Origin of the sequence: Chitinophaga nivalis, from assembly GCF_025989125.1 — a bacterium.
Taxonomy (GTDB): domain Bacteria; phylum Bacteroidota; class Bacteroidia; order Chitinophagales; family Chitinophagaceae; genus Chitinophaga; species Chitinophaga nivalis.
Genome location: NZ_JAPDNR010000001.1, coordinates 7,707,907 through 7,732,947, shown reverse-complemented (window position 1 = coordinate 7,732,947; position 25,041 = coordinate 7,707,907). Strand labels below are relative to the sequence as shown.

Genomic DNA, 25,041 nt, shown 5'->3' with positions numbered 1-25,041 from the left:
CACAGCAGGAAGTGTAGTGTGAATACCCATATCTGCCATCAGTGAACAAAAAATATACAAAGCCCTTTATAAAAACTGTTATGAAAAAGAGCATTTTATACGGATGGTTATTATTAACCGGAAATATATTACAGGCGCAGCTGCCTTCCCTTACACCCCGCCCGGTGATGGTGGAAAAAGTAGTACAGCCGCTGGTGTCGCTGAACGGCACGTGGCAATTTTCCAATGGCATGCAGGGGAAAGTAAGTGCCATTCAGGTGCCCGGCGAATGGGAAATGCAGGGGCATGTATTACAGGAAGGAGATACGGCAGTATATACACGTAACTTTACACTGCCGGCAGACTGGAAAGAACAACGCATAAAAATACGTTTTGATGGCATCAGTTCCCGGGGAGAAGTATGGATCAACGGACAACGGGTGACGGTCCATGAAGGCGGTTTTGTGCCTTTTGAAGCAGATATTACCACACAGCTACATGCCGGTGAAAACAAGCTGCAGGTGCTGGTACAGGCCTTGACGATCAGCGACCGGCTGGGATGTGTATCCCAGTATGCCGCGCATACCGTGGGAGGCATCCTCCGTAAAGTAACCTTGCTGGCCGTTCCGGCAACGCATGTCAGCCGGTTGTACATAACACCCCGTTTTTCAGATAGCCGTTACCGTAATGGAGCATTACTGGCAGATATAGCTGTCAATAACCAACATGACTATACGAAATTAAAATTAGTGCTATTGGATCAGCAGGGCAAACCGATTGTGGAAAAAACAACGGTGCCGGGTGCGCCGATATGGCTGAAAGCCCCGGGAATACTGCCCTGGACACCGGAAACGCCTCATTTGTATACCCTGGAGGTAAGCCTGTTGCAACAGGGAACCGTGATAGAAAAACTGCGGCAGCCGGTAGGTTTCCGGGAGGTGAAAATAAAGGAGGGTGTGCTGTTGCTTAATGGCAAACCCATAAAGCTGCATGGCGTTAACCGGCATGAAACGCATCCGTTGCTGGGACGTAGTATTACGCCGGCGCTATGCCGCCAGGATGCGGCCCTTTTCAAGGCTGCCAACTGTAATTATATTCGTACTTCTCATTACCCGCCATCAGAAGAGTTCCTGGAAGCTGCAGACGAGCTGGGGCTGCTGGTAGAGAATGAATCTGCCATCACCTGGATACAGCACGGTGCTTCGCCGGTGTGGCGTTTCTGGAATTACCGGGACGAAAAATTCCTGCCTTATTTTATGCAGGCCAATATTGAAAAGATACAGGCCGGGTACAATCATCCTTCGGTGATCATCTGGTCGCTGGCGAATGAATCGTACTGGAGTCCGCTGTGGGACAAGGTATTGGCGGTCGTAAAAAGTTTGGATAGCTCCCGGGTGACTACCTTCCATGACCAGTGCTGGGGTGGTTTTAATAATGGCGGTAGCCGGGCAGATATAGCCGTGTATCATTATCCGGGCATCGGAGGTGCTGCTGCTACGGATACGATGTCCAGGCCGGTATTGTTCGGGGAGTATGCCCACCTGTCTGATTATAACCGGCGGGAGCTGGCCACGGATCCAGGTATCCGGAGTGCCTACGGTGCGCCACTGGTGACATTTTATGATAGTATGTTTTATCATCACCGTTGTGTCGGTGGCGCTATCTGGAGTGGCATGGATGATATTTTTCACCTGCCGGACGGCCGTATCGTAGGGTATGGTCCCTGGGGGCCGCTGGATGGCTGGAGAAGACCGAAGCCCGAATACTATGGCATGAAAAAGGCCTATGCTCCGGTGGTGGTAAAGAATCTGGCCTCGTTGGAACGTACCAATAATGTAGTGACTTTACTGCTGGAAAACCGATTCGATTTTACCAACCTGGCGCAAACCACTGTTACGGTAGTTGCCGGCGGTAAAACGCAGGTATATCATCCGGATATAGCGCCACATCAACAGGGCAAGTTGTTGGTAAAAGTGCCCACCTCAGCGCCGGATATGCTGGTTACGTTTACAGATGTGGCTGGCCGGCCCGTGAATGAAGAAAGGATCCAACTACTGGATGATACCGATGGGGAGTTGCTGTATGGTCAGCCTTTATCGGTGACGGAGGGAGAAGATGCTTACCAGGTACATCAGGGGGCATATACCTATATTATTTCGCGGCTCACGGGCATGATCCTGTCTGCCCGGCAGGGAGGCCACGAAATCCTGGCGCAGGGGCCTGTTTTCGCCATCGTGCCCGCCAATGAGGAAGACGGTGGAAAACCCCATGTGGCAGGAGAAACCTATCAGAACAATATCTATCCTTTAAAAAACTACCCTTTGTATACCCTGTTTGCAAAGGAGCTGAAGATCCGGCAGGATAAGGAGCAGGTGGCGGTGGATATGGAGGTGACCTATACGGATGCGAAAGGAAAAATAGGCTATCGTTTTATGGCAGAAGGCAAGGTGACCGTGCAGTATGATCTGGTATATACGGGAAAAGATACGCTGCCACGGCAGTATGGCCTGCTGATGCAGTTGCCGGCTGCCTTTGACAAATTATCATGGTCACGTAAGGGTGCTTTTACCTCCTATCCGGCAGATGATATTTCACGGAACGAAGGTACCGCCAGGCTGAATGCCCGTACAATCGGGGCTGTGGAGGAATGGGGCGTACAGCCGGCGGGCGCCTGGAAGGACGATGCCAACGAGTGGGGCAGCAATGATTTCAGGGCTACGCGCCGGCATATTCGACAGGTGGTGTTGGAAGATACCACCGGTCATGGTATCCGGGTAAATGGTAACGGCAATGACCAGGCAGCCCGGTGCTGGTGGCAGGATGGCCGCTTACAGTTATTGATAGCGGATTATAGCAATAACGGATCGGAGCCTTTTTACACGACGCCCCATGCCAATGCACCCTGGAATATCAAAGGCAAAAGATTGCAGGGAGCTGTCTCCTTTAAGTTGTTTTAATGCGTCACTTCCCCACCGGCAGACTACCGGTGGGGAAGTGGTAGCCATACTGTAAAAGCGGAGCTTTTACCGGAATTGCGGCGGGTAAACGGTTTGGCGGGCAGGTAGTAAAAAAGGGAGAATGATAACCGAACTGTTGCGGGAATATCTTAGTGGTAGTATGTTTCACGTAGAGTATCCCTTTAAAGGCCTATCTGTCAATTATTTTAGATATTATGTATTCTTATATATTGATGTTTCACGGTTTTCTACCACATATTTCGTATATTTGCAGCCGGATCGGGCTATTTTAGGGTATTTTAATACCATCTCACTATCTTATCACAACTTCCCTTTTTTGCATAAGATACTTTCCCTTTTAGTACACTCTATGAGAACAACATCGTGTAAAAATAATTATGATCATGAAGGATTTTAAAATTATTGACAACAAGGAAGCCAGGCAGTTTGAAGCGCATATTGCCGGACAAATGGCCAAAGTGATTTATGAAAAAAACGGCAGCCGTATTTTCCTGACAGGTGCAGAAGTGCCTCCAACATTGGAAAAGCAGGGGGTATTACCGGTGATGTTGGGTAAAGTGATGGAAGAGATCTCTGCTCAGAACATCCGTATGGTGCCTTCCAGCAGAAAGGTAGCTGACTACGTGCGCAGTAATCCACAGTGGAAAACACTGCTGGCACACGGTCTGCATATTTAATTTTATTGTTTCTATTGATGATCCGGTTATTCATCTGATTGCGATAATACCCGACGGTATGGCTGCAGCCGGGAATAACCGGATAATAATCAATAACCTGCGATCTTTTCTTCCCGATAACAGTTGGTGATTATCCGCCCATACAGGCGTATAGTCTTTTTCGTTAGTTTTTTTGTATGTTGTACTGATCCGGTCTGTTGCCCGGATTTTTTGTCATTTATACTAAATGACAGGCCGGGCGTGGTGCGTATTGTCACATGTGAAAAAAATAAGTAACGTTTACCCGATAGTACGGCCGATCCGGTAATTTTATAATGGTTTGATTCTGATGTTAATAGCGAATGCGTGTAAAAAAAATAAGCGACGGCATAGGGGTATGTGTTCCATAGCGTGTCGTTTTAAAAAGCATTCAATTGACAGAAGGAATTATATTTGACGTCAGTTATCAATCCCTACGCATGGAGTTTAATCATCCAGGTAATACGACATTACTGGAAATAGAAGATACATTAACCTTTGAACAGGTATTTAAAGCCCATTTTAAAGGTTTGCATGCCTATGCCTACACTTTATTGAAAGATGAAATAATGGCCGAAGAGATGGTACAGAATGTTTTTTGCAAATTGTGGGAGAAGTCTGGTGATATTAAGATCAAACAATCTGTATCCGGTTATCTCTATCGTGCAGTATATCATGAAAGTATCAATTATTTGCGGCATCAAAAGGTAAAAGCAACCCATCAGGCACATACCAGGTATCAAATGACTAATGAACAAAGCAGCAATGGCAATACTTCCGGGAAAGTTATCCTGAAAGAGTTGCAGGAAAAACTAGATAAGGCTTTGCAGGACTTACCCGAGAAATGCAGAACTGTTTTTCAGATGAGCCGTTTTGAAGAACTGAAATACCAGGAAATAGCAGATCGCCTGGACATCTCTATAAAAACGGTGGAAAACCAAATGGGGAAAGCGTTACGGCTACTACGCCTGAATCTTGTTGATTACCTGCCTTTTCTATTAATATTGCTCCATCTGTAAACGCGCACAAGTGAAAAATAATAAGGAACATATAGCAGACGATTTACTGGTAAAATATCTCCTGGATATTACTACGCCCGGTGAAAAGGAAGAAGTGGCGCAATGGCTGACTGCAGACAAGGAGCATCAGCGTTATTTTGATCATTTCCGCCTTATCTGGGAGGAAAGCAGAAAACTGGCTGCAGTGACAACTGTAGATGAAAATGCAGCCTGGCAACGTTTCCAGCAGCGGGTAGGCACCAATGAAAATACCACACCCACCCGGGTTGTGAAAATAGATACCTTTTCCTACCGGCCACTGTTACGCATGGCAGCAGTACTCATCGTATTGCTGGGGGCGGCCGGATTCTGGTACATCTCTACCCAGTCAGCTCCCCTGGTGGTGCAGTCTGCCGGAAATGTCAAGGAAGAAACCTTACCGGATGGTTCCCAGGTGGTGTTAAACCGGCAATCTTCCATTACTTTCTCCCGCTCTTTCAAAAAAGAACGACATGTGGAGCTGGAAGGAGAAGCCTTTTTCAACGTAGCACAGGATCCGGGTAAACCTTTCGTCATTAAAGTAAATGATGTAGAGGTGCGGGTATTGGGTACCTCCTTCAATGTGAAAAGCAGCGCCGGCAAAACAGAAGTAATAGTGGAAACAGGTGCTGTGGAGGTGTCTAAAAACAATAACAGCATCCAGTTGAAACAACACGAAAAAGCGATTGTGGCAGCCGATGCAGCAGCGCCTGAAAAGCTGGATAATACAGATGAACTGTATAACTACTATCGCACCCGTACCTTCAACTGTAACAATACACCGTTATGGAAACTGGTGAACATCCTGAATGAAGCATATGGGGTTAATATCGTTATCGCCAACGAAAGTAAACGTAACATACCTATTAATACTACCTTTACCAACGATTCACTGGACGCGACGCTGAAGGTAATCAGCCTTACTTACGATATTGCCATAGAGCGTAACGGCGCTCAAATAATTTTGAAATAATACCGTTTGTACTATTATGTCGTTATCCAGATTATTCCTGACTTTGCTGGCCATAGGTATTTTTTCCCTGAATGTCACCGCCCAAAGTCTTTTAAATAAAACTGTCACTGTAGAAGTAAAGCAGCGGCCACTTTCCGAGGTATTAAAATTAATCAGCCGGCAGGGCAACTTTTACTTTTCCTACATCAGCACCATTCTGCCACAGGATAGCATCGTGACTGTCAATGCCCGGCAGAAGACCGTGCGACAGGTACTGGACGTTTTATTCAATGGTGATTATCAGTATAAAGAATCCGGCAACTATATCATTCTGTTGAAAAAAGCCGGGCAATCTTATTTCCAGGTGAGCGGCGTCGTCATGGATGTCCGCACAGGACAACGATTACCGAATGTGAGTGTGTATGAACGACAGCAACTCATTTCAACTTTAACGAACAACGATGGCTACTTCAGGCTGCGGTTACGGGATAAAAGTCCCACCGCAGCCATCAGCATTAGTAAAGATCTGTATACCGATACTACTTTGTTGATTCCTGCCAACCATGATCAGGATGTACAGGTAAGTATACGACCGGCTACCTATCAGCTCAAGATAGTAGAAGTAACCAGTCATCAGGTGGAAAAAACCTGGTTGGGCCGTATGATGCTTTCTTCCCGGCAACGGATGCAGAGTTTGAACATCGGTGGTTTTCTGGCCGATAAACCCTACCAGTTATCACTGGCGCCAGGCCTGGGTACACACGGACGAATGGGGGCACAGGTAGTGAATAAGTTTTCATTTAATATTCTGGGCGGATATGCCGCCGGTGTAGATGGGGTAGAGATTGCAGGCGCTTTTAATATTGTGAAGAAGGATATGCGCTACCTGCAGATCGCCGGTTTGTTGAATATGGTGGGCGGAAAAACCAAAGGGGTACAGATCGCGGGATTCCACAATAATGTACTCGATTCCATGTTTGGTGTGCAGATCGCCGGCGTAAGTAATATTACCCGGGGGAACCAGCGGGGGGTGCAGATTGCCGGTGCGCTGGAGACCGTACAGCAGAATATGACCGGCGTACAGCTGGCAGGGCTGCTGGTAGTAACAGAAGGTAATGCCAATGGCTGGCAGATAAGCGGCGCCGCAGCCTATGCCAAAAAAAATATGGAAGGCGTACAGTTTGGAAGCTTATGGAATCACGTGGGTGGTAATATGGGCGGCGTGCAGCTCTCCGGCGGTATCAGCACCATTAAGGGAAATCTGAAAGGGGTACAGTTTGACTTGCTGGCGGGTATCATAGAAGGCAATGCTAATGGCTGGGTTATTTCCGGTGGCGTGAACTACATCGGGAAAGATCAGTATGGAGTGATGGTTTCACCGGTAGGCAGCATCACCAAAGGAACCGGGAACGGCGCGCAGATAAGTTCCTTCCTGCATATCAATGGTGGAATGAAAGGGCTCCAAACGACGGGTGGTGGAAATATTACGCTGGGTAATCAGTCCGGTATACAGGTGGCCGGTGTAACCAACTTTGTAAAAGGAAATGTGCGCGGGTTACAGGTATCGTCCGCCCTCAACTACAGCAAAGATACTTTGCAGGGATTGCAGGTAGGAGGAATACTCAACTATGCCCGTTGTATGAAAGGCTTCCAGATTGGTCTCGTGAATATTGCGGATACCTCCACGGGGTATAGCCTTGGATTGCTGAACATTGTACGTAAGGGATACTTTAAAACTTCCTTGTACAGTACAGAAGTATTACCATTTAACGTAGCCGTAAAAAGCGGTACCAAAAAATTGTATAGCATGCTGTTGTTGGGCTTTAATCCTGATGAAAGCAGAAAAGCTATCTCTTTTGGTTATGGTATGGGACATGTATTTACCTTGAATGAAAAACTATCCATTGCAGCAGAAGTAACCGGACAAAATGTTTTCTGGAGCAACTGGAAATATGATACACAATTATATCGGTTCCAATCATCTTTACAACTACGTCTGGCTAAATGGGTAACGGTATTTGCTGGTCCGTCATTGGTTATTAATGTACACGGTGATATTTCCGATGTGCCGGGCCTGCAGGTACGTGTGCCCGGAAAGCCTTATTCATCCTTTAAATGGGACGATGATGCTTCCAGTTGGTTCGGATGGCAGGCGGGTATCAGTTTATTCTGATGATAGCATTTTTAATTTTACAATAGGGGTAAATATTTCATTAGGTGTCGTTATTCTATACGCATAACAAACACTAATATGAATACATATTCCTTACGTCACAAACTCATTTTATCCCTGATTGCCATCTTTTCAGCCACTGTCGGGACTTTCGCACAAACCGGCCCTGTTAGCCCGGCACACCTGGGATTTATATATCCTATCAGCTCCAACGGTAAAGATGCAGCTAAGTATACCAATCGTTTTTCTTTTCATGCATTGGCCGGACTTTCCAAAGCAGAAACCGGAGCTGCTATTGCCGGTATTTCCAATGTTATCAGAGATAGCGCTACCGGTTTTCAGCTGGCAGGTATCTCCAATCATACCGGTAATACTTACAAGAGTGTACAGGTAGCCGGCATACTTAATCATACTATACATAAAGGTAGTGGCGTACAGTTTGCAGGTATCGCCAACTATGCAGGTAGCTTTCAGGGGCTGCAGTCGGCAGGCTTTATAAATGTAGCCACCAAAGATGCCACGGGCCTGCAACTAGCCGGATTCATGAACCATGCCGGTGATTCCGCTATTCAGATCGGTGGGTTTATCAATACTGCCAAAAACGCAAATGTTCAGATTGCCGGTTTTATAAACGTTGCATCTTCCGCCAATACCCAGATAGCTGGTTTTATTAACGTCGCTAAAAAAGTAAAACACGTACAGATTGGATTTATTAACATCGCCGACAGTGCAGATGTACAGTTAGGAATTGTGAATATTAATAAGCGTGGTGAAAAGCAGATCAGCGCGAGCATAGACGAAAGTGCTACTACGATTGCAGCTTTTAAAACAGGTGGCCGTTATCTCTATGGTATACTGGGGGTAGGTTACAACTGGAAGAACAGCGACGCACTGTATGCCTTGCAGGCTGGTATAGGAGCGCATATCCCGTTACTGTCACACTTTCGTTTAAACGTGGAAGCTACACATACCACCCTGACTAAATTCAAAAAAGGATATTATGGTCGTTCTACTTTAGGAGTGTTCCCTGCCTATCGTTTTGGTAACAGGATAGAAGTATTTGCAGGTCCTACCATCAACTATGTGTTTTATTCTGAGGGGCTTGGTGCAGGACTGAACAATAACTTCATGTGGTCCAGGATAAGAGATAACAATAATTTTCAGGGTGTGTTCATCGGTGCTACCGGTGGCGTACAGGTGAAACTGTTTTAGGACCGGCATCCGGACAAGTTACGAATGACGCAGCAGGTTGCCGCAACAGATGGTTGCGTAAGCCTGCTGCGTCATTCGTAGTCAGTATAATCTTCGTATTTTATTTTACAAATTTCAGGATGTTTCCTTCCATCATCGCAGGGGTAATGATGTTGCCGGCATGATCTACCATGAAATCCGCCGGACCTGCAATAGGCGCCTTGTTGATCGTTGTTGTGGTACCGGTACCGGGATCGATGGACAGGAGGACGCCTTTCTTTTCAAAAGCCACCCAGTCAGATACCAGTAATTTCGTATAGCCATCTACGAGAGCAATCCCATCATAATGCCCCCGACGGCTGGTAACCGGTGTAAATACTTTTTCAGTGGCCTGCATATCAATATAACCTATCTCTCCGTCTGGTTGTTCCAGGTTGCCAAAGCCACATGCATACAGCCGTTTATGAGCCGGATCATAGATTAAGCCATTGGCGCCGGTGATAGGTTGATTTAATGGTAATACTTCCGCACGTGGATGTTTACCCAGATGAACCAGGATGATTTTATGTACATCGGTAGCGGAAATGGCCAGGGTGGAATCATCGATACGTGCAATGTCATTCAGGAAATGGCTGTACTGGGAAAGATCGATGCGGTAGCCGGGTTGTTTACCCGCCAGCGGGAAGCTTTTTACCTGATCAATATCTGTTACAAACAATTGCTGGCCGTGTATCAGCAGGCCTTTCGGCGCATCCAGCCCCTGCACGAAAACGGTGCCATTACCTTTCTTATCCATTTGCCAGATAATGCCATTGGTGTCTTTTTTGGTGGGATTTCCGCCAGCACCCAGGTCTGAAATATAATAGTGGCGACCCGATTCCACAATACTTTCCGGGGCATGGAGAAAAGCGGTGCGGTTAAGTGGTTGCTGTGCAAACGTGTAGCAGGCATTCAACAGGAAAAGGGCGCATAACAGGATTTTGATGAACTGTTTCATAGTGTCATTATTTTATGATATAAAGGTAGCTGGCGACGGCTCCTGCGGGATAGCAAAATCCGTTCAATAAATAGCAGTTTTGGTTCGTTGTGCGTTTTTAGGCGTAGTGCCGTATTGGGCTTTATATTGTTTGATGAAATAGGATACGTGTTCAAAGCCGCATTCGTCGGCAATCTCATTTACATTCAGCGGTGTGTGTTGCAGCAGGTAATGCGCATGTTTCAATCGTTCTTCATTGATCCATTTTTTCGGGGGCGCATTATACAGCCGGGAAAATTCACGTTTAAAGGCAGATAAACTCAGTCCGCACATTTTGGCATATTCTTCCAGGGTAATAGGTTTCAGCAGGTGGGATTTGATCGTTAATACGATACTTTCGGCACTGCTGTCGAACATGTGGTAAAGAAAGGAGAGGATCGGTTGCTGGTAGGAACCGGATAATAGTAACAATAATACTTCCCGTATTTTTAATTCGAGCAGTTTGGTAGTATTACTATGCGGATGTTCGAGATAACTGATCATGGTATCGCGTACCTGCAGGACGGCTGCTGTACAGGGTACAACCATGGGTGCCTGATGCGGTACGGGGGTAATGTTGGTGATGCCTGCATCATCCTGCAGAAAGGAACGGAGCAGGGCATCATCTGCACATACCATGAGCGCCTGGTAATCGGTTTCACCGGTCATGAAGGCCGACATGAAATAGGTGCCTCTTTTCAGGAGGATCAGGTCTCCGGCGTTGGCTGTCAGCTGCCGGTCGTGCAGGTGAATTTGTTTGGTACCCCGGATCACAAATACCAGGGTATTTTCGGTGAGAAAACCTTCGGCTTTTTCCTGCCGGTCCAGTAGTCTAAACCACACCACCACTGAATTGCCGGCATGTTTTAATTTGATGGAAGAAACCCCTTCAAATGCTTTTGGAAAACGATATAACATCCCATGAAAATACAAATTAACAGCTATCTGTTTTGAAAAAAAATTGCCTTATGCTGCTGGCAGCAAACATAATAGGCATCCACCTTGTTATAGGAAACAGTTGGTGGCAATAGAAATAGGGTAACGCTGTAAACAGGCTGTGAAGGCCGGCTGTAGCATCAATGATACCGCTGATTCTAAGTTGCTTAAATAATTTTTTCACATTCATATTTATTTACCCGGCATTGGTCGAACAATTTGCCAATTTATGGCATTGTATTTGGCTTGCATTTCAAAACGTATTTTATATGAAAACATGGTTATACCTGCCGTTCCTGTTACTGGGCTTTCTTTTTGTAGGCTGTACGAAAACCACGAATGAAGTGGTGATCCCCAATCAAACCATCAGCTATGATGTGGCATCATCTGCCTGGGAACAGGTGGGCTCCACGTTTGTGGTAGATTTCGATATACCACCACTGAATAGTAATACCAATCAATCCGATGGTGTTATTGTTTCCATGGCCCGTTATAACAATAGCGGAGTATTGTCCAGCACATTTGAGATGTTACCGGAGGTTTATGAGAATCAGGCCTACAGCGTACTGCATAATAACGGAAGGGTATCGATTGAAGTGAAAGGTGTGAACGGTGCGCCTACTTTGCGTCCTCCCGGTAAAGTAAGATTTAAGGTGGTGATTATTCCATCTGAACGGGTATAAGGCATCGCGCTTTACCATTTACTTCATATACAGGTAATCCTGCAGAGAAGGGTATATTTGTTGCATACAGGCAGCATGCCCCGTCTGCAGGATTACCGCTTTTATACCCCCTTTCCCGCCATGTACAGGATGCCCACTGCGGGCATAACAATCAGATAATACATGGATCTCTTGTGTTTAATTGCACACCACCATAGTTTTTATTATTTTGAACCGCCTTTTGGCAATACCCTGTTATACCAGGGTGCAGCGCGAACATGAAAAAATAAAAAGACGATGGACAACAGAAGAGATTTTATTAAGAAAGCAGCCCTGCTATCCGGCGCTGCCGGTGTTTTCAGTGCCTTGCCCGGCTCTATTCAGCGGGCATTGGCAATAGATCCCCGGCCGGGATCTACTTTCCTGGATGCGGAACATATCGTGATCCTGATGCAGGAGAATCGTTCTTTTGACCATTGTTACGGTACCTTAAAAGGGGTACGCGGATATGATGATCCCCGGGCTATCCGCCTGCCCGACAATAACCTGGTATGGCTGCAAAGCAACGGCCAGGGTGAAACCTACGCCCCTTTCCGCCTGAATATAAAAGATACCAAAGCCACCTGGATGAGCAGCTTGCCGCACTCCTGGACCAACCAGGTAGATGCCCGCAACAACGGCAAATACGATCAGTGGTTGCTGGTGAAACAATCCGGCAACAAAGAATGGGCGCCGATGCCGCTCACCATGGGCTTTTACAACCGGGAGGATATTCCGTTTTATTATTCCCTGGCCGATGCCTTTACGGTGTGCGACCAGAACTTCTGTTCTTCCCTGACAGGTACAACACCTAACCGCTTGTATCTGTGGACAGGTACTCTACGCGATGAACAAACGGCTGCGGCTAAGGCCAACGTCTGGAACGATGATGTGGACTACGGTGCAGAAGCCCACTGGGTAAGCTTTCCGGAACGTCTCGAAGACCACGGTGTTTCCTGGAAAATATACCAGAATGAAATCAGTGCCGCCGGTTTGGAAGGCGAAAAAGATGGTATGCTGGCCAACTTCACCGATAACCCGATAGAGTGGTTTGCCGCCTTCAATGTGCGGTTTGCCACCGGACATATACAATATCTACAACGACAGGTAGCGGCGCTTACTGCTGCTATTCTTGCACTGGAAGATAAATTGAAAACACTTACGCCGGGTAGTGAAGATGCCGTGAAGCTGCAGCGTGATCTGGAGAAAAAGAAAGCCGCACTGGAGAAGCATCAAAAAGATGCCACTACCTTTACGGCAGCCAACTTTGCCAAATTATCACCCCGTGCACAGCAGTTGCACCAGAAGGCATTTACCACCAACATCGGCGACCCGGATTATCATGAGCTGGAAACCCTGCAATACCAGGACGGGGCTACTGCCAGAACGGTGAACGTGCCTAAAGGAGACATCCTGCATCAGTTCCGCAAAGATGTACATAGCGGCCAGCTGCCCACCGTTTCCTGGCTGGTGGCGCCGGGTGAGTTTTCTGATCATCCGGGTGCGCCGTGGTATGGCGCCTGGTATGTATCTGAAGTACTGGATATTCTGACGAAAGAAGAAGCGGTATGGAAAAAGACAATTTTTATCCTTTGTTATGATGAGAACGACGGTTACTTTGATCACGTTCCTCCTTTTGTAGCGCCTCATCAGCCGGGTACCGGTAAAGTGTCTGCTGGTATTGATACAGGGGTGGAATATGTTACCAAAGCCATGGAGCAGGCGAAAAAACACGTAGGTGCTACAGAAGTGCGGGAAAGTCCGGTGGGACTGGGATACCGGGTACCCCTGGTCATCGCTTCTCCCTGGAGCCGTGGTGGATATGTGAATTCACAGGTATTTGACCATACGTCCATCCTGCAGTTTATGGAGCGTTTCCTGCAGCACAAAACCGGCAAACCTATTCAGGAAACCAATATTTCTGCGTGGCGCCGTACGGTTTGTGGGGATCTCACTTCGGTATTCCGTCCGTTTAACGGAGAAAAGATCACCGTACCTTTCCCGGAACGAAATACGTTTATTGAAAGTGTATACAATGCGAAGTTTAAGAAGTTGCCGGATGGTTTCAAGAAACTGACGCCTGCTGAGATTACGGCCATCAATACCGCACCGGCCACCGCGGAATGGATGCCGCGGCAGGAAAAAGGACAGCGTGCTTCCTGCGCCCTACCTTACGAATTATATGCTTCCGGAAAACTGCGTGCAGATAAAACGGCTTTTGATATCAGCTTTTCTGCCGCCAATACTATTTTTGGAAAACAGGCGGCGGGCGCTCCTTTTAACGTGTATGCCCCTGGTAAATATGTACAGGCCGACAGCGGAAAGATGGAAGCCGTGAGAACCTGGTCTTATGCCGTTACTGCCGGTGATCAGCTGAAAGATAGCTGGCCGCTGCAGGCATTTGCTGATAACCGTTACCACCTGTGCGTATATGGTCCCAACGGATTTTTCCGGGAATTTGCCGGTGATGTACACGATCCGCAGGTAGAAATAGTATGCGCTTATCAGCCTACTGCCTTGCACAGTAAAAAACTGACCGGCAATGTAGCCCTGCAGCTGATCAACAAGAGTAATCAGCCGGTAGTGATACAGGTAACGGATATGGCTTACGGAAAAGGTAACTGGAAAAAAACAGTAGCCGCACATGGCACCGTAACGTTGATCATTGACCTGGCTACCAGTCATGGCTGGTACGACTTTGCGGTGCAGGTAGCCGGACAGGCATCCTTCCGGCAGCGCTATGCCGGCCGTGTAGAAACGGGTAAGGAAGGCTTCAGTGATCCGGTGATCGGCGCGTAAATAAGCTTAATTTGATACGACGTGTTACGCATTTCAGCGCAGGAATCCGCATGGTTTCTCTTCTCTGAAATGCGTAATTCTTTTTGCACGAATCGAACCAAACTGCAGGCTTTTTGTTGCTATATATGCACAGTCTGTTCCTGGTGAACCACAACGAAAAAAGCAAGAATAGCTGTAGCAAATGATCTTTAAACCGGCGTTTGATTTGATAAGTTAATCATATGAAAAGGTTCGTTACTGTGATTGGGCTGGTCTGTATACTGATGATTAGCTGCGGTACGGCATCTGCACCAGCGCCCCATACAAACGAGGAAGAGCCACCGCCTTTACCGCTTACCCCGCGGAACCTCTCCATTACCCGCGCACATGCTTTTAATGATTTGTTTATAGACAGCAGCCAGGTGGAACAGTTTATTGTTACACAGGGATTGGATGATACGACCGCCTGGCGGTTGCGTAGCTTTTACAATGCCCGCAATTTTGAATTTGCCTGGATGGACAGTAAAGGTCCTACCGAACAGGCAGCTGCTTTTCGCAGTTTGTATAACTACAACAATGATACTGCCGGTAGTAAAGCACTGGACATCCGGTTGGATATGCTGATGGGGGAAGATGATTTACGGGTATCAGAAAAAGATCCTGCTATGATACAGGTAGAGTTGCAACTGACCCGCCGGTTGATTCAGTATTTTAATAAACGGCCTGCCGGCGTAACAGAGATTGAACATATGATTCCGGTATTAAAATATCCTGTGATGCAGCTGGCAGACTCGATGCTGCAGTTACCCGATAAAAATTATCCGGCAGCGGTAAAGATGAAACCCTGGCTGAAAATATACCGGAACTATGTAGAAAGTGGCGGCTGGCAGCCGGTGGCCATTTCGAAGAACGCATGGCAGAAAGGTCAGTCATCTCCCGAAATCATACCTGTGAAAAAAAGATTGTTGCTGACGGGAGAGTTAACAGATAACGATACGACTCCCTTATTCAATGATGCACTGGAAATAGCCATTAACCGATTTCGTAACAGTAACGGCTATACGGAAAATGGTGTGCTGAACGATACGGTTGTGCGGGCGCTGAATGTATCGGCAGCACAACGTTTACAGCAGGTACTGGTGAATATGGAACGGATAAAGTGGATGCCGGTATCACCTGCAGGTAAATGGATACTGGCAAACATCCCGGCATTTGAATTACATGTGCTGGATGGAGAAGCGAAAGTGTTTGATATGGATATTGTGGTGGGCAAGGAAGGGCATAGCACTACCATGTTTTCCGGCCGGCTGAACCAGATTGTATTCAACCCTTATTGGAATATTCCCCGCAGTATTGTGCGTAAAGAAATATTGCCTGCCATGCAACGGAATAGAAATTACCTGTCGGCCCGGAATATGCAGGTAACGGGGCATGTGGGCGGCATACCGGTGATCCGTCAGCTGCCAGGCCGCAGAAATGCATTGGGCCGGGTGAAATTTCTCTTCCCCAACAGCTATCATATCTACTTTCATGATACGCCGAATAAGCGCTTGTTTAACCGCGATAGCCGTGCCTACAGCCATGGGTGTATTCGTTTGAAAGAGCCCGCAAAATTAGCGAAGTTCCTGTTGGAAGACTCACCCCAATGGACCCACGAAAAGATAGATAGCGCCATGAATGGTGGCAAACAGCGGTATGTAACGCTGCAGCACCCCGTACCGGTTATCATTACCTATTACACTACCTGGCTGGATACCGCCGATCAGCTGCATTTCGCAGCAGACGTGTACGGGCATGATGAGAAAATAAAAGCCAAACTGTTCAGATGAAATCAGGAATCCGTACTGTCTTTCGCTAAGATACGGGTGTGTGCGGAATAGTATTTATCCGGACTGTAAAAGAAAAGACAGGTACCATTTCTGATCCGTTCAATTACTTTACGGTGCATGTTTTCCGGTATGGCGGGGCAGCCCAGGCTGCGGCCAATATATCCCTGACTTTTAATGAGACTTTCATTGACATAACTGGCGCTGTGCATCACAATGCCTCTGCTGAGTGCATTATCGTTGATGCCGGCTTCTTCTCCTTCCAGTCGCAGGGAATAACCGTGTTCGCCGTTGTAGGTATCACCGGTTACATAAAAACCCAGACTGCTTTTAAAGCTGTTGATTTTATTGGAGAAAGTATTGGCACTGGCGGTACCGGAATTTCTGCCGTGTGATACCAATGTATTGAAGAGTACCAGTTTATTTTTGACGTCAATCACGAATAATCGTTTTTTACTGCTGGGCAATGAAAAATCGATAATAGACAGTACATCCGGATTTTTGATTCTGCCGTTGTCTTCGAGATGGGCAAGACCCTGTAATCCATTGTCAAACGCCTCCCGTGATAAGCCGGTTGTATCCAGCCGCATCTGGTCATACAGACTGATTTCCTGTGCGGAATCCGCCGGTAATGAAAGCGGGGAGTGTTGTATCGCTGCAGTGGTTTTTTCTGTAGCTGTAAAGGTAGTGATCAGGAATACGAATAAACTTATAGTAAGTATAAAAATTAACGGCTTGATTATCTGCTTCTTTTCCACGTTCGCTCCGTAATGTTTATAGTTTTAGTAAAAATTGTACAAGCTACGAAGATAACGTTTTTAGGAGGGAGGAGGGGGCAAAACGGACTAGTTGTTGTCATTACAACGGTTTTTTAACAGGATGTTCACATAGAGGAAAAATGGTTATAAGTGCCAACAATCGTTAAATACTGGACAATATCAGCATATCATCTTATCAATAGGTTTTTATCTTTGAATAAACGTTTCATAAAAATAGAAAAGCAGCCATAAAACATGGGCCGGAGCACCACCGGCCCATTCTTCTTTTTAATACGGCCCTATATTTTTTGTAGTAACTGCAGCATCAACCGGAAGGGTAGCGCTGTTGCGCCAGCCTCATTCACGGTACCCGTGAGAAAAGCCTGTTTTTCCGGGCAATAAAAGGCAAAAGCACCAGATAAGCCTGCATGTCCTATCAGCGCCGGCGATGGCCGGAATAAGGTGAATATAGCCGGTAATTTAAACCGGGCAATGCCGGTACCATATGCCAACGGAAAATGGATCATTCGCCATTGTTGCATATCCGGCAGATAGGTCTGTGGAAATAACTGTCCGTTGAAAAATGCCTGGAGAAAAATCATTTGTTCCTGTGCGGTGGAAACGATGCCGCCATCGGCGCCGAAGGAAGCCATCGCCATCGGGATAGCCAGCGGCTTTTGCCGGTAAAAAATGAACGCCGGCCGCGTGTCTGCAGGGTTGGTGTATAAATAGGTGTTTTCGAGGCGGAGCGGCGTGGAAATCATTTTGTCCAGGGCGTGGGCGAGTGGTAGCCCGGTGATGCGCGTAATGATGTGTCCCAGTAGCTGGAAATTGGTATCTGCATAGCTGGCTTTGCGGGGATGTCCCGGTGCAAAAACCGGTTTCATTTTCTTAGCGGCATCGATGGCCATGTCAAAAGTCCAGGCCTGATCCTTACCGGAGAGGAGGTCTTGCAGCAAGGGGTGATGACTGCCGGTCGTTTGCGCGAAATAATCCGGTAATCCGGAAGTATGGGAGAGCAGTTGCCGGATGGTGATATCCTGTGAGTAGTTTTGCTGCCGGTAAATGTGCAGCCCGTTGATAACGGCATCCGGCAGGTAGGCCGCGATGCGATCGTGGAGTTGTAGTTTGCCGGCAGCGCGAAGTTGCATGATGAGGGCGGTGATATATAGTTTGGTCACACTGGCTATAAAGTAAGGGCTTTCGGGGCGCAGGTTGCCGGCAGCGCCGGTCCATTGCCGGCCGTTTGCAGCGATGCTTACCACCATCCCGGATGTTCGTTTATGCCGGACCGTTTTATCGAGCAGGTATTGCCACGTTGTTGTATCCATAGCTGAGGTATTGTTTAACTGACGCAGGTAAAGATCCGGCGACAGCCGGAAGAAAAAGTTACCATAGGGTAAAAAATGCGGGGCGTTACAATTTTTTCTTTCTGATTCTGCTGAAACTTTGTGGGGTAATGCCTAAGTAGGAAGCGAGGTGTTTCTGTGGAATGCGGCGAACAACAGCCGGTTGATGTTGTAGCAGAAAGGCATAACGTTGTGCGGCCGTCAGGGTGAGCAGATCTATTTGCTGTTGCTGTTTGGAGAGAAAAGATAGTTCCGCTGCCACCCGCATGAGTGCGGGGCCATGTGTTGTTTTTAAGAGGCCGAGGTACTGCTCCCTGGGTATTCTCAGCAGGCTGGAAGCTTCCAGCGTCATGGTTTGCAGCGGAGAGGGCCTGCCGGTCAGGATCGACATGTAATCACCGAAAAAATGATGTTCAAAAGCAAAATCGAGGCATACCTCCGCCGCTACGTTACAATCGGTGCTGGAAGGGCAGGAACTGGAACATATCCGGCGGGTGGGAAAAGAGCTGCATTTTGAGTTTTCCGGCGGGCATGTGCTGGGGATGCACCTGATGTTGCATGGGAAATTATATCTCTTTAAAAATACCAACGAAGAAAAATATACCATCCTGGAATTATTATTTGCAGATGGTACAGGACTGGCATTAACAGACTTTCAGGCGCAGGCTGCGGTAACCCTGGACCCGGCGCCTAAAACGGCTCCGGATGCCTTGTCGGATGAACTGACCATCGATTATCTGAAAACACAGCTGGCGAAGAAACGGATCACTATTAAAAAATACCTGATCGATCAGCAGTATGTGCTGGGTATCGGTAACGCCTATGCTGATGAGATTCTGTGGGATGCCCGGATATCGCCTTTTTCTGTCTGCAATAAGATACCGGCCGCCAAAGCAGCTACCCTGCTGAAATCCATTAAACAGGTATTGCAGGATGCCGAACAGAAAATCCTGAAGAATCATCCGGATATCATTAACGGAGAGGTACGGGACTTTATGCGGGTACATAATTCCCGGTTGAAGCAAAGCCCCGGTGGTGCTGAGATTCAGCGGGATACCAGCGGAGGCCGGAAGACTTATTTTACGGATGAACAGGAATTATTTTCCTGATGCCGGTCAAAGGTACAACATAGCGGTTCCTTTGATCCGCCATGCTGCACCTTTGCCGCGAACGATCTGATGACAAACGGGGGGAAACTGAAATTGATACAATGATGAAAGGCATAATGCCTGCATGTGAATACGTTACGATGCGCTAAGCACAGCTGCAGGTGTTTCTTCTTTGGGCTCATAGATGTTACCGGCAATCCTTTCTACAAAAGCTTTCGGGAAAAACTTCGGTAGCCAGGCATTGAGCTTGTTGGTGAATCCCGGAATGATTTCCGCTTTCCCTTTAAATAATCCGTCTACTGCAATTTTGCCAACGCTGGCTGCTGTCATGTTAAACCGGTTCGCAATACTACGGGTATGGGAACCCATGCGCGCGCGGTTGACAAAATCAGTATCGGTGCTACCCGGACTTAATGCACTGACAGATATGGTGGAGTGGCGCAGTTCATGGCGCAATCCACGGGTAAATGACAATGCAAAGGCTTTAGTGGAGGCATATATATTCAGATAGGGCACTGTCTGATAGGCGGTTGTACTGGCCACATTCAGCAGGTATGCTTTGGGGAACTGCCGCAATACCGGAATGTAGGCGTAGGACAATCCTACCTGTGCCTTAATGTTTACATCGATGACGTTGAACTGTTCCGTGAGGGACAGGGTTTCAAAAGCGCCGTTCAGGCCATAGCCGGCATTATTCACTACTACCGTGAGGTGGTCGTGATAGGGCGTACTCCAGGCAAGGACTTGCTGCAACACATCAGGATGCGACAGGTCCTGGTGTAACGTATGTACGTTTACGTGATACTGTGCCGCCAGTTCTGTGGCTGTTTCTCTGAGGTTGTCTGCGTCAATATCTACCAGCAGTAAATGATAATTCTTTTCTGCCAGCCGGGCAGCAATGGCTTTTCCGATTCCTTTTGCTGCCCCGGTTACTAATGCATATGACATACTGTTGCTGTTTTTTAGAGAGATGAACGGTTTACTTCTGCCAGGCTTTCTTCTTTAGCTTTTACATTTACCCATTGTGGTCTTCCTCCGTAGAGGTGTTGTTTCCAATGTGCCAGTTTATGATAGAAAGGTGTTGGACTATGTGCGTTTTTAGGCTGATAGGCGCCGGTGATGATGGGTATGTACATCACCCTGCGGCGGCTCTTTTCACCAATAAACGGTGATTGCTGTACGCGGTGCCACAGGCGGCCATCGTGTACGGTCAGGTCGCCGGCTTCGATGTTGAAGCCCACTTCTTTTTTATCGGGTTCATTGTCGATAAAGTATTTTTTGCGGAACAGCAGTTTTAGCAAACCTTGTTCGTGTGTACCCGGGAGTACGCGCAGACCGCCATTTTCAAGGGGGCAGTCATCCAGGTGGATGCCTACATTGAGCATGGGAAGTATGCGGGTGCCCAGGAACAGATCGCGGGGACTATCGGTATGCCAGCCCAGTTGTTTAAACTGGCTTTCGGCAGCATTTACATAATGATTGATCACCAGCCCGTCTTTTTCATTTTCACCAATACGGCCGGTATAAGGCCCTAGTAACCGGGTGAGTGACTGAAGCCTTTCTTCTTTCAGTAAAGCGCGTAAAACGGGGCTGTAATGAGAGGCAAAGGCGATGCGTTGAATGAGTGGACTGCCATCAATATCAGTACCGAATTTCAGGGGAATACCATTTACTTTTTCGATGTTGTTGCGCAGGAGCCATTCCTGGACCTGCTGTACTTCCTGCAAAATGGCAGCCAGTGTAGGTTTGTCCAGGAAATTTTTAAACTGGATGATCCCATATTGTTTGAAATGGGCAAGGTGTGCTGGGGTTACCGCCTCTTCCAGGCGGAACACGGGTTGGTTGTTCGTATTCATGACGAAAATAGGTTTGTGGCAGTGAAATAATACATTATACAGTTATGGGAAGCCCTATAGCTGTTAGCTGCAGCGGAAATTGGTGGGGTAACCGCAGGGGGGTGATAATGGCGTCAACAACAACAGTATCCGGCGATAGTAGTAACGCTCGATGATACTTTGTACTGGTGCAGGTGATTTTGATACTTTTTCATGGAGGATATTTTATTAGTCTACCATTTCTGTAGACAAATATAATATCTCTCCTTTTATTTACAAAAAAATAATTTTTCGGGAGATGACACAGCAGGCATCTGGGGTAAAATCCTGCTTTTTTAGACTATCTGCGAAGAATTTTGCTATTCCTGCCAATCATTTACTATCTTCCTGTTACTATAACTGTTAATTGATTTTTTGTAAAGTGGATTATTCCATGAAGAGACTGTTGTTCACACTTTTAATGTTGGTGCATACCCATGCCCTTTTCGCAGGCAACGACACTACCCGGCCCAACATTATTATTATTTATGCAGATGACCTGGGCTATGGAGATCTAAGTAGTTACGGTAGCGAGATACCTACCCCCAACATCGATCGTATTGGTAAATCAGGGATCCGGTTCACGGACTTTTATGCTGCGGCCCCTGTTTGTTCACCATCCCGTTACAGTCTGTTGACAGGGGGCTATCCGCAACGCAGCAAACATCATCTCAACACCGCGTTGATGCCGAATGATGAAAGCTATCTGGATACGACAGAAATCACGCTGGCCAACTATCTGCGGGCCAAACACTATCAGACTGCCCTGATCGGGAAGTGGCACCTGGGAGAAAAAGGGGGCGCTAAAATGCCTACAGCACACGGTTTCGACGTATTCACAGGTTTTCGTGGCGGCTGCATCGATTACTTTACCCACAGCTACGGCGGGCTGGAACAGGACTGGTATGTAAATAACCAGCCGGTGAAAGAAAAAGGATATGCCACAGACCTGATCACGCAATATGCCTTGTCTTATATTGGCAAACAAAAGAACCGGCATCCGCAGCAGCCCTTTTTCCTGATGATAGGCTACAATGCGCCGCACTACGGGAAAACAGCGCCGGATAGTATTACCGGATATACGTTGTCGCTCGGAAAAAACACCTACGGAGAGCAGGAAATGCTGAATACTTTACAGGTGCCTGCCCAATATCTGCAGCAATTCAGTTTTATTAAAGATGCCTACCGGCGGGCGTATGCTGCCATGGTATCCAACCTGGATGATAATGTAGGCTTACTGTTGCAGAAGCTGGCAAAAGAAAAGCTATTGCAAAATACCATCATCTGGTTTATGTCTGATAATGGCGGCTATGCGGTTTCCCATCATGGTCATGCCAGTAATGGCCGCCTGCGTGGCGAAAAGGGGGCTTTGCTGGAAGGCGGTATTCGTGTACCCGCACTCGTTATGTGGCCGCAAAGAATTAAGAAAGGACAGGTGATTCACACACCAGTATCAAACCTGGATGTATTACCTACTATCGGCGCGCTGACGCGGTTTACGCCGGTACTACCTACCGATGGAAAAGATATCCGGAATATATTGTTCCAGCAACCGGTGGAAGAACGGGACCTGTATTGGCAATACGGCCAACAAACTGCCGTACGCCGGGGTAACTGGAAACTGGTTAATAATCATGAATTGTATAATCTCAGCACCGATCCCGGTGAATCAGATAATGTAGCCGTGCAGTATCCGGAAAAAGTAAAAGAGCTGCAGGCAGCCTATGAAAAGGAAATGGAGCGGGTGGCACAGTAGTTATTCAGATCGCTGTTTATTGAAATGATGCAGCAGGCTATCTTTCTGCGCTTTTAAGGCATATATTTTTTGCCGGCATGTAGTGTCTCAAATGTTACTATCTCTTGTTGCAGTTGCCGCTTTTGCAGCAGGTAGGTTTTGAGGTCCATCCCTTTACTTTTCTCCGCTTCGAGTTTCTTCAACGCCAGGTGTAATGCCTGCCAGGCTGCTCTCAGCTGCCAGGTGTCTGATTGCCGGAAAGCAAGGATGTCCGGTGATTCACGGATGACATCGAGGGAGTATCCTTGTGCCACCCAGTCGGAAAAGTTATCGCTGAGTACCTGCAGTGAGCCGGTATCGAGGGCGCCATGCCCGGTAATGTATACTGTGGAATCTGTGGCGGCACAGTGCAGGCAGATAGCCTGTCCGCCGCTGTCATCGCCGATGGTGAGGTAGCCGGGGAGGTAGTGTTGTACTTCGTACAACGTGTTTTGTCCGGCCAGTTCGGCCAGGCCATAGAGATATACCAGGTCTGTCATGAGCCGGCCTTCTTCCATCAGCTGTTGTTGCCGGAGGAAGGTAACATAGGCACCTGGCAAAGTGATGCCAAGTGCCTGTTCTATTATTTGTAATGGATTATTGTCCGCCATTTTTCAGGTGTGCCAGCCATTGTTGTGCAAATTCATTATCCGGTTCCAGCGTCAGCAGCTGCTCAAAAGAAGCAATAGCTGCCGGTATCTGGTTCATGTGATAGTACAGGATGGCACGGTTGAGATGTACATAGGCATTGGTGGGTGCAATGGCCAGGGCAGCATCGTAACAAACGAGTGCTTCCGGATATTTTTCCAGCAGCATTAACAATGAACCTTTGTTGACCAGCAGGGCCGGTTCATTGGGCGCCAGTTCCAGTCCTTTGTCGGCGTATTCGATGCCCAGTTGCAGGCGTCCTTCCACGCTTTTTTGTATATCCTCATTAGGGCCGTTTTCTTCCAGGTAGGTGATGGCGTGGTTGATTTCCTGTAAGAGGTTGGCCACTTGCTGTTCATACCAGGCGGCGCTTTTTTCTACCTTTTCACTGAAAGGAACTGCTTCCAGGTCCAGCTTCTCTTCTTCTGCGCTCATTTCTGCTGCTGTTTTCATTTTATCTGCAGCGGGTGCATACCACCAGGTACAGAATTTACCCAGTTCACCTCCTTCGGGCAGCTCATCGGAAGGCGGCAGCACGGCTTCTTCAATGGCATCGTTGGCGGTTACCAGGTCGAGGATCGCTTCCAATGGTTTGTAATGAACGGGTTCACCTGCCTGTTCTGTATTCATCACGATGTAGGGAAGGAGCTGATACCAAAGTCCCAGCAGGCCTTTATCTTTTTGCTGGCCGGCAATTTCCGCTATTTCATGGGCCATGTTGAACACGTTGATGTGTTCCGGCGCCACGGCGTCTTCGCCTTGCAGCGTACCATTTTCCACGAGGCCGGCCCACAGCGTGGAACCTGCATCTGCATAAAGTATATATTGCTGGGTAGTATGGTCAAAGTTGGCGTAACCGGCTACAGGGTTGCTTTCTGCGTCCCATTCCTGGATGGGATTGACATAGATGAAGCTGAATTTTTTGCTGGCAGCCAATGCATCAAAATGGGCGGAATATTGTGTGTAAGCCGGATGTGCGGTTATCGGTAACGGATATACGAAATGATACTTGATCAGGATATCCATGACCCGGAAATGGGTAAATCCGGTATCGAACTGATTTTGCAAAAGATACAGGTTATAAAACAGACTTCTGCGGTCCAGCGGTTCTTCCTGGCTGTTGTCCAGGGCATAAACGGATAATTCCACCAATGATTCTACTTCATGCATCGACATAAGTAACTACGCTTTAATTTGTGGGCAAAGCTACGATGCTGCTGCGAAATATGAACAGGCGGGGCGGGGTAAATGATAGCAGGGTCCTGTTT

General features: G+C 47.4%; 20 protein-coding genes and 1 pseudogene. 12 read left to right on the top strand and 9 right to left on the bottom strand.

The features are described from left to right. Positions 1–80 precede the first annotated feature (80 nt). The 6 genes from OL444_RS28165 (at position 81) to OL444_RS28140 (ending at position 9,026) form a co-directional block, all read left to right on the top strand. Positions 81–2,936, top strand: a complete 2,856-nt coding sequence (locus tag OL444_RS28165) for a glycoside hydrolase family 2 TIM barrel-domain containing protein (protein WP_264727799.1) — start codon at positions 81–83, stop codon at positions 2,934–2,936. A gap of 404 nt (positions 2,937–3,340) precedes the next feature. Continuing rightward, positions 3,341–3,634, top strand: a complete 294-nt coding sequence (locus tag OL444_RS28160) for a GNAT family N-acetyltransferase (protein WP_264727800.1) — start codon at positions 3,341–3,343, stop codon at positions 3,632–3,634. A gap of 458 nt (positions 3,635–4,092) precedes the next feature. Next, positions 4,093–4,671: an RNA polymerase sigma-70 factor gene (locus OL444_RS28155; RefSeq protein ID WP_264727801.1), complete on the top strand. Its 579-nt coding sequence runs from the start codon at positions 4,093–4,095 to the stop codon at positions 4,669–4,671. 10 nt (positions 4,672–4,681) lie between these two features. After that, on the top strand, positions 4,682–5,662 hold the full coding sequence (locus OL444_RS28150; protein ID WP_264727803.1) for a FecR domain-containing protein: 981 nt from the start codon (positions 4,682–4,684) through the stop codon (positions 5,660–5,662). A 16-nt stretch (positions 5,663–5,678) separates the two neighbouring features. Then, positions 5,679–7,814 carry an STN and carboxypeptidase regulatory-like domain-containing protein gene (locus OL444_RS28145; protein ID WP_264727805.1) on the top strand — a complete coding sequence of 712 codons (2,136 nt, stop codon included), beginning with the start codon at positions 5,679–5,681 and terminating at the stop codon, positions 7,812–7,814. Between the two features lie 78 nt (positions 7,815–7,892). After that, a complete protein-coding gene (locus OL444_RS28140; protein WP_264727806.1) occupies positions 7,893–9,026 on the top strand; it encodes a hypothetical protein in 1,134 nt (377 codons plus the stop codon). A gap of 100 nt (positions 9,027–9,126) precedes the next feature. Here the strand turns inward: OL444_RS28140 and OL444_RS28135 are convergent, their stop codons facing one another. Both OL444_RS28135 and OL444_RS28130 read right to left on the bottom strand, forming a co-directional pair. After that, on the bottom strand, positions 9,127–10,002 hold the full coding sequence (locus OL444_RS28135) for a hypothetical protein (protein WP_264727807.1): 876 nt from the start codon (positions 10,000–10,002) through the stop codon (positions 9,127–9,129). A gap of 63 nt (positions 10,003–10,065) precedes the next feature. Continuing rightward, the gene (locus OL444_RS28130) at positions 10,066–10,938 is read right to left on the bottom strand and encodes a helix-turn-helix transcriptional regulator (RefSeq protein WP_264727810.1); all 873 of its coding nucleotides are present in this window, start codon (positions 10,936–10,938) and stop codon (positions 10,066–10,068) included. A 287-nt stretch (positions 10,939–11,225) separates the two neighbouring features. Here OL444_RS28130 and OL444_RS28125 point away from each other — a divergent pair, with 287 nt between their 5' ends. The 3 genes from OL444_RS28125 (at position 11,226) to OL444_RS28115 (ending at position 16,264) form a co-directional block, all read left to right on the top strand. Continuing rightward, the gene (locus OL444_RS28125; protein ID WP_264727812.1) at positions 11,226–11,639 is read left to right on the top strand and encodes a hypothetical protein; all 414 of its coding nucleotides are present in this window, start codon (positions 11,226–11,228) and stop codon (positions 11,637–11,639) included. Between the two features lie 276 nt (positions 11,640–11,915). Then, entirely contained in the window at positions 11,916–14,456 is a 2,541-nt protein-coding gene (locus OL444_RS28120; protein ID WP_264727814.1) for a phosphocholine-specific phospholipase C, read from the top strand. 221 nt (positions 14,457–14,677) lie between these two features. After that, positions 14,678–16,264, top strand: coding sequence for a L,D-transpeptidase family protein (locus tag OL444_RS28115; protein WP_264727816.1), 1,587 nt, complete (start codon positions 14,678–14,680; stop codon positions 16,262–16,264). Between the two features lie 2 nt (positions 16,265–16,266). Here OL444_RS28115 and OL444_RS28110 read toward each other — a convergent pair whose 3' ends face one another. The 3 genes from OL444_RS28110 to OL444_RS28100 form a co-directional block, all read right to left on the bottom strand. After that, positions 16,267–17,019: a murein L,D-transpeptidase catalytic domain family protein gene (locus tag OL444_RS28110; RefSeq protein ID WP_264727817.1), complete on the bottom strand. Its 753-nt coding sequence runs from the start codon at positions 17,017–17,019 to the stop codon at positions 16,267–16,269. Positions 17,020–17,318: 299 nt separating this feature from the next. After that, positions 17,319–18,350: a serine hydrolase domain-containing protein gene (locus OL444_RS28105; RefSeq protein ID WP_264727818.1), complete on the bottom strand. Its 1,032-nt coding sequence runs from the start codon at positions 18,348–18,350 to the stop codon at positions 17,319–17,321. A gap of 85 nt (positions 18,351–18,435) precedes the next feature. After that, positions 18,436–18,759: a Crp/Fnr family transcriptional regulator gene (locus OL444_RS28100; protein WP_264727819.1), complete on the bottom strand. Its 324-nt coding sequence runs from the start codon at positions 18,757–18,759 to the stop codon at positions 18,436–18,438. 46 nt (positions 18,760–18,805) lie between these two features. On the opposite strand from OL444_RS28100, the pseudogene OL444_RS28095 reads away from it, so the two are divergent. Together OL444_RS28095 and OL444_RS28090 are read left to right on the top strand one after the other, a co-directional pair. After that, a pseudogene (locus OL444_RS28095) lies at positions 18,806–19,015 on the top strand (DNA-formamidopyrimidine glycosylase family protein); the annotation flags it as partial. A gap of 63 nt (positions 19,016–19,078) precedes the next feature. After that, positions 19,079–19,477: an Fpg/Nei family DNA glycosylase gene (locus tag OL444_RS28090; RefSeq protein ID WP_264731731.1), complete on the top strand. Its 399-nt coding sequence runs from the start codon at positions 19,079–19,081 to the stop codon at positions 19,475–19,477. 135 nt (positions 19,478–19,612) lie between these two features. On the opposite strand, the gene OL444_RS28085 is transcribed toward OL444_RS28090, so the two are convergent. Together OL444_RS28085 and OL444_RS28080 are read right to left on the bottom strand one after the other, a co-directional pair. After that, positions 19,613–20,425, bottom strand: coding sequence for an SDR family NAD(P)-dependent oxidoreductase (locus OL444_RS28085; protein ID WP_264727821.1), 813 nt, complete (start codon positions 20,423–20,425; stop codon positions 19,613–19,615). A 14-nt stretch (positions 20,426–20,439) separates the two neighbouring features. After that, positions 20,440–21,333: a phytanoyl-CoA dioxygenase family protein gene (locus OL444_RS28080; RefSeq protein WP_264727823.1), complete on the bottom strand. Its 894-nt coding sequence runs from the start codon at positions 21,331–21,333 to the stop codon at positions 20,440–20,442. Between the two features lie 412 nt (positions 21,334–21,745). On the opposite strand from OL444_RS28080, the gene OL444_RS28075 reads away from it, so the two are divergent. Then, complete coding sequence (locus tag OL444_RS28075) at positions 21,746–23,107, top strand: sulfatase-like hydrolase/transferase (RefSeq protein ID WP_264727825.1); 1,362 nt, start codon at positions 21,746–21,748, stop codon at positions 23,105–23,107. Between the two features lie 53 nt (positions 23,108–23,160). Here the strand turns inward: OL444_RS28075 and OL444_RS28070 are convergent, their stop codons facing one another. Next, a complete protein-coding gene (locus OL444_RS28070; protein WP_264727827.1) occupies positions 23,161–23,736 on the bottom strand; it encodes an SMI1/KNR4 family protein in 576 nt (191 codons plus the stop codon). Then, the gene (locus tag OL444_RS28065; protein WP_264727828.1) at positions 23,723–24,949 is read right to left on the bottom strand and encodes a tetratricopeptide repeat protein; all 1,227 of its coding nucleotides are present in this window, start codon (positions 24,947–24,949) and stop codon (positions 23,723–23,725) included. Before OL444_RS28065 ends, OL444_RS28070 begins: the two co-directional genes overlap by 14 nt. Positions 24,950–25,041: the final 92 nt, after the last annotated feature.

Excerpts from the sequence above, each read along its gene's own strand:
- OL444_RS28165 (WP_264727799.1), top strand. The coding sequence starts at position 81 with ATGAAAAAGAGCATTTTATACGGATGGTTATTATTAACCGGAAATATA.
- OL444_RS28160 (WP_264727800.1), top strand. The coding sequence starts at position 3,341 with ATGAAGGATTTTAAAATTATTGACAACAAGGAAGCCAGGCAGTTTGAA.
- OL444_RS28155 (WP_264727801.1), top strand. The coding sequence starts at position 4,093 with ATGGAGTTTAATCATCCAGGTAATACGACATTACTGGAAATAGAAGAT.
- OL444_RS28145 (WP_264727805.1), top strand. The coding sequence starts at position 5,679 with ATGTCGTTATCCAGATTATTCCTGACTTTGCTGGCCATAGGTATTTTT.
- OL444_RS28140 (WP_264727806.1), top strand. The coding sequence starts at position 7,893 with ATGAATACATATTCCTTACGTCACAAACTCATTTTATCCCTGATTGCC.
- OL444_RS28135 (WP_264727807.1), bottom strand. The coding sequence starts at position 10,002 with ATGAAACAGTTCATCAAAATCCTGTTATGCGCCCTTTTCCTGTTGAAT.
- OL444_RS28130 (WP_264727810.1), bottom strand. The coding sequence starts at position 10,938 with ATGTTATATCGTTTTCCAAAAGCATTTGAAGGGGTTTCTTCCATCAAA.
- OL444_RS28125 (WP_264727812.1), top strand. The coding sequence starts at position 11,226 with ATGAAAACATGGTTATACCTGCCGTTCCTGTTACTGGGCTTTCTTTTT.
- OL444_RS28120 (WP_264727814.1), top strand. The coding sequence starts at position 11,916 with ATGGACAACAGAAGAGATTTTATTAAGAAAGCAGCCCTGCTATCCGGC.
- OL444_RS28115 (WP_264727816.1), top strand. The coding sequence starts at position 14,678 with ATGAAAAGGTTCGTTACTGTGATTGGGCTGGTCTGTATACTGATGATT.
- OL444_RS28105 (WP_264727818.1), bottom strand. The coding sequence starts at position 18,350 with ATGGATACAACAACGTGGCAATACCTGCTCGATAAAACGGTCCGGCAT.
- OL444_RS28100 (WP_264727819.1), bottom strand. The coding sequence starts at position 18,759 with ATGTCGATCCTGACCGGCAGGCCCTCTCCGCTGCAAACCATGACGCTG.
- OL444_RS28085 (WP_264727821.1), bottom strand. The coding sequence starts at position 20,425 with ATGTCATATGCATTAGTAACCGGGGCAGCAAAAGGAATCGGAAAAGCC.
- OL444_RS28080 (WP_264727823.1), bottom strand. The coding sequence starts at position 21,333 with ATGAATACGAACAACCAACCCGTGTTCCGCCTGGAAGAGGCGGTAACC.
- OL444_RS28075 (WP_264727825.1), top strand. The coding sequence starts at position 21,746 with ATGAAGAGACTGTTGTTCACACTTTTAATGTTGGTGCATACCCATGCC.
- OL444_RS28070 (WP_264727827.1), bottom strand. The coding sequence starts at position 23,736 with ATGGCGGACAATAATCCATTACAAATAATAGAACAGGCACTTGGCATC.
- OL444_RS28065 (WP_264727828.1), bottom strand. The coding sequence starts at position 24,949 with ATGTCGATGCATGAAGTAGAATCATTGGTGGAATTATCCGTTTATGCC.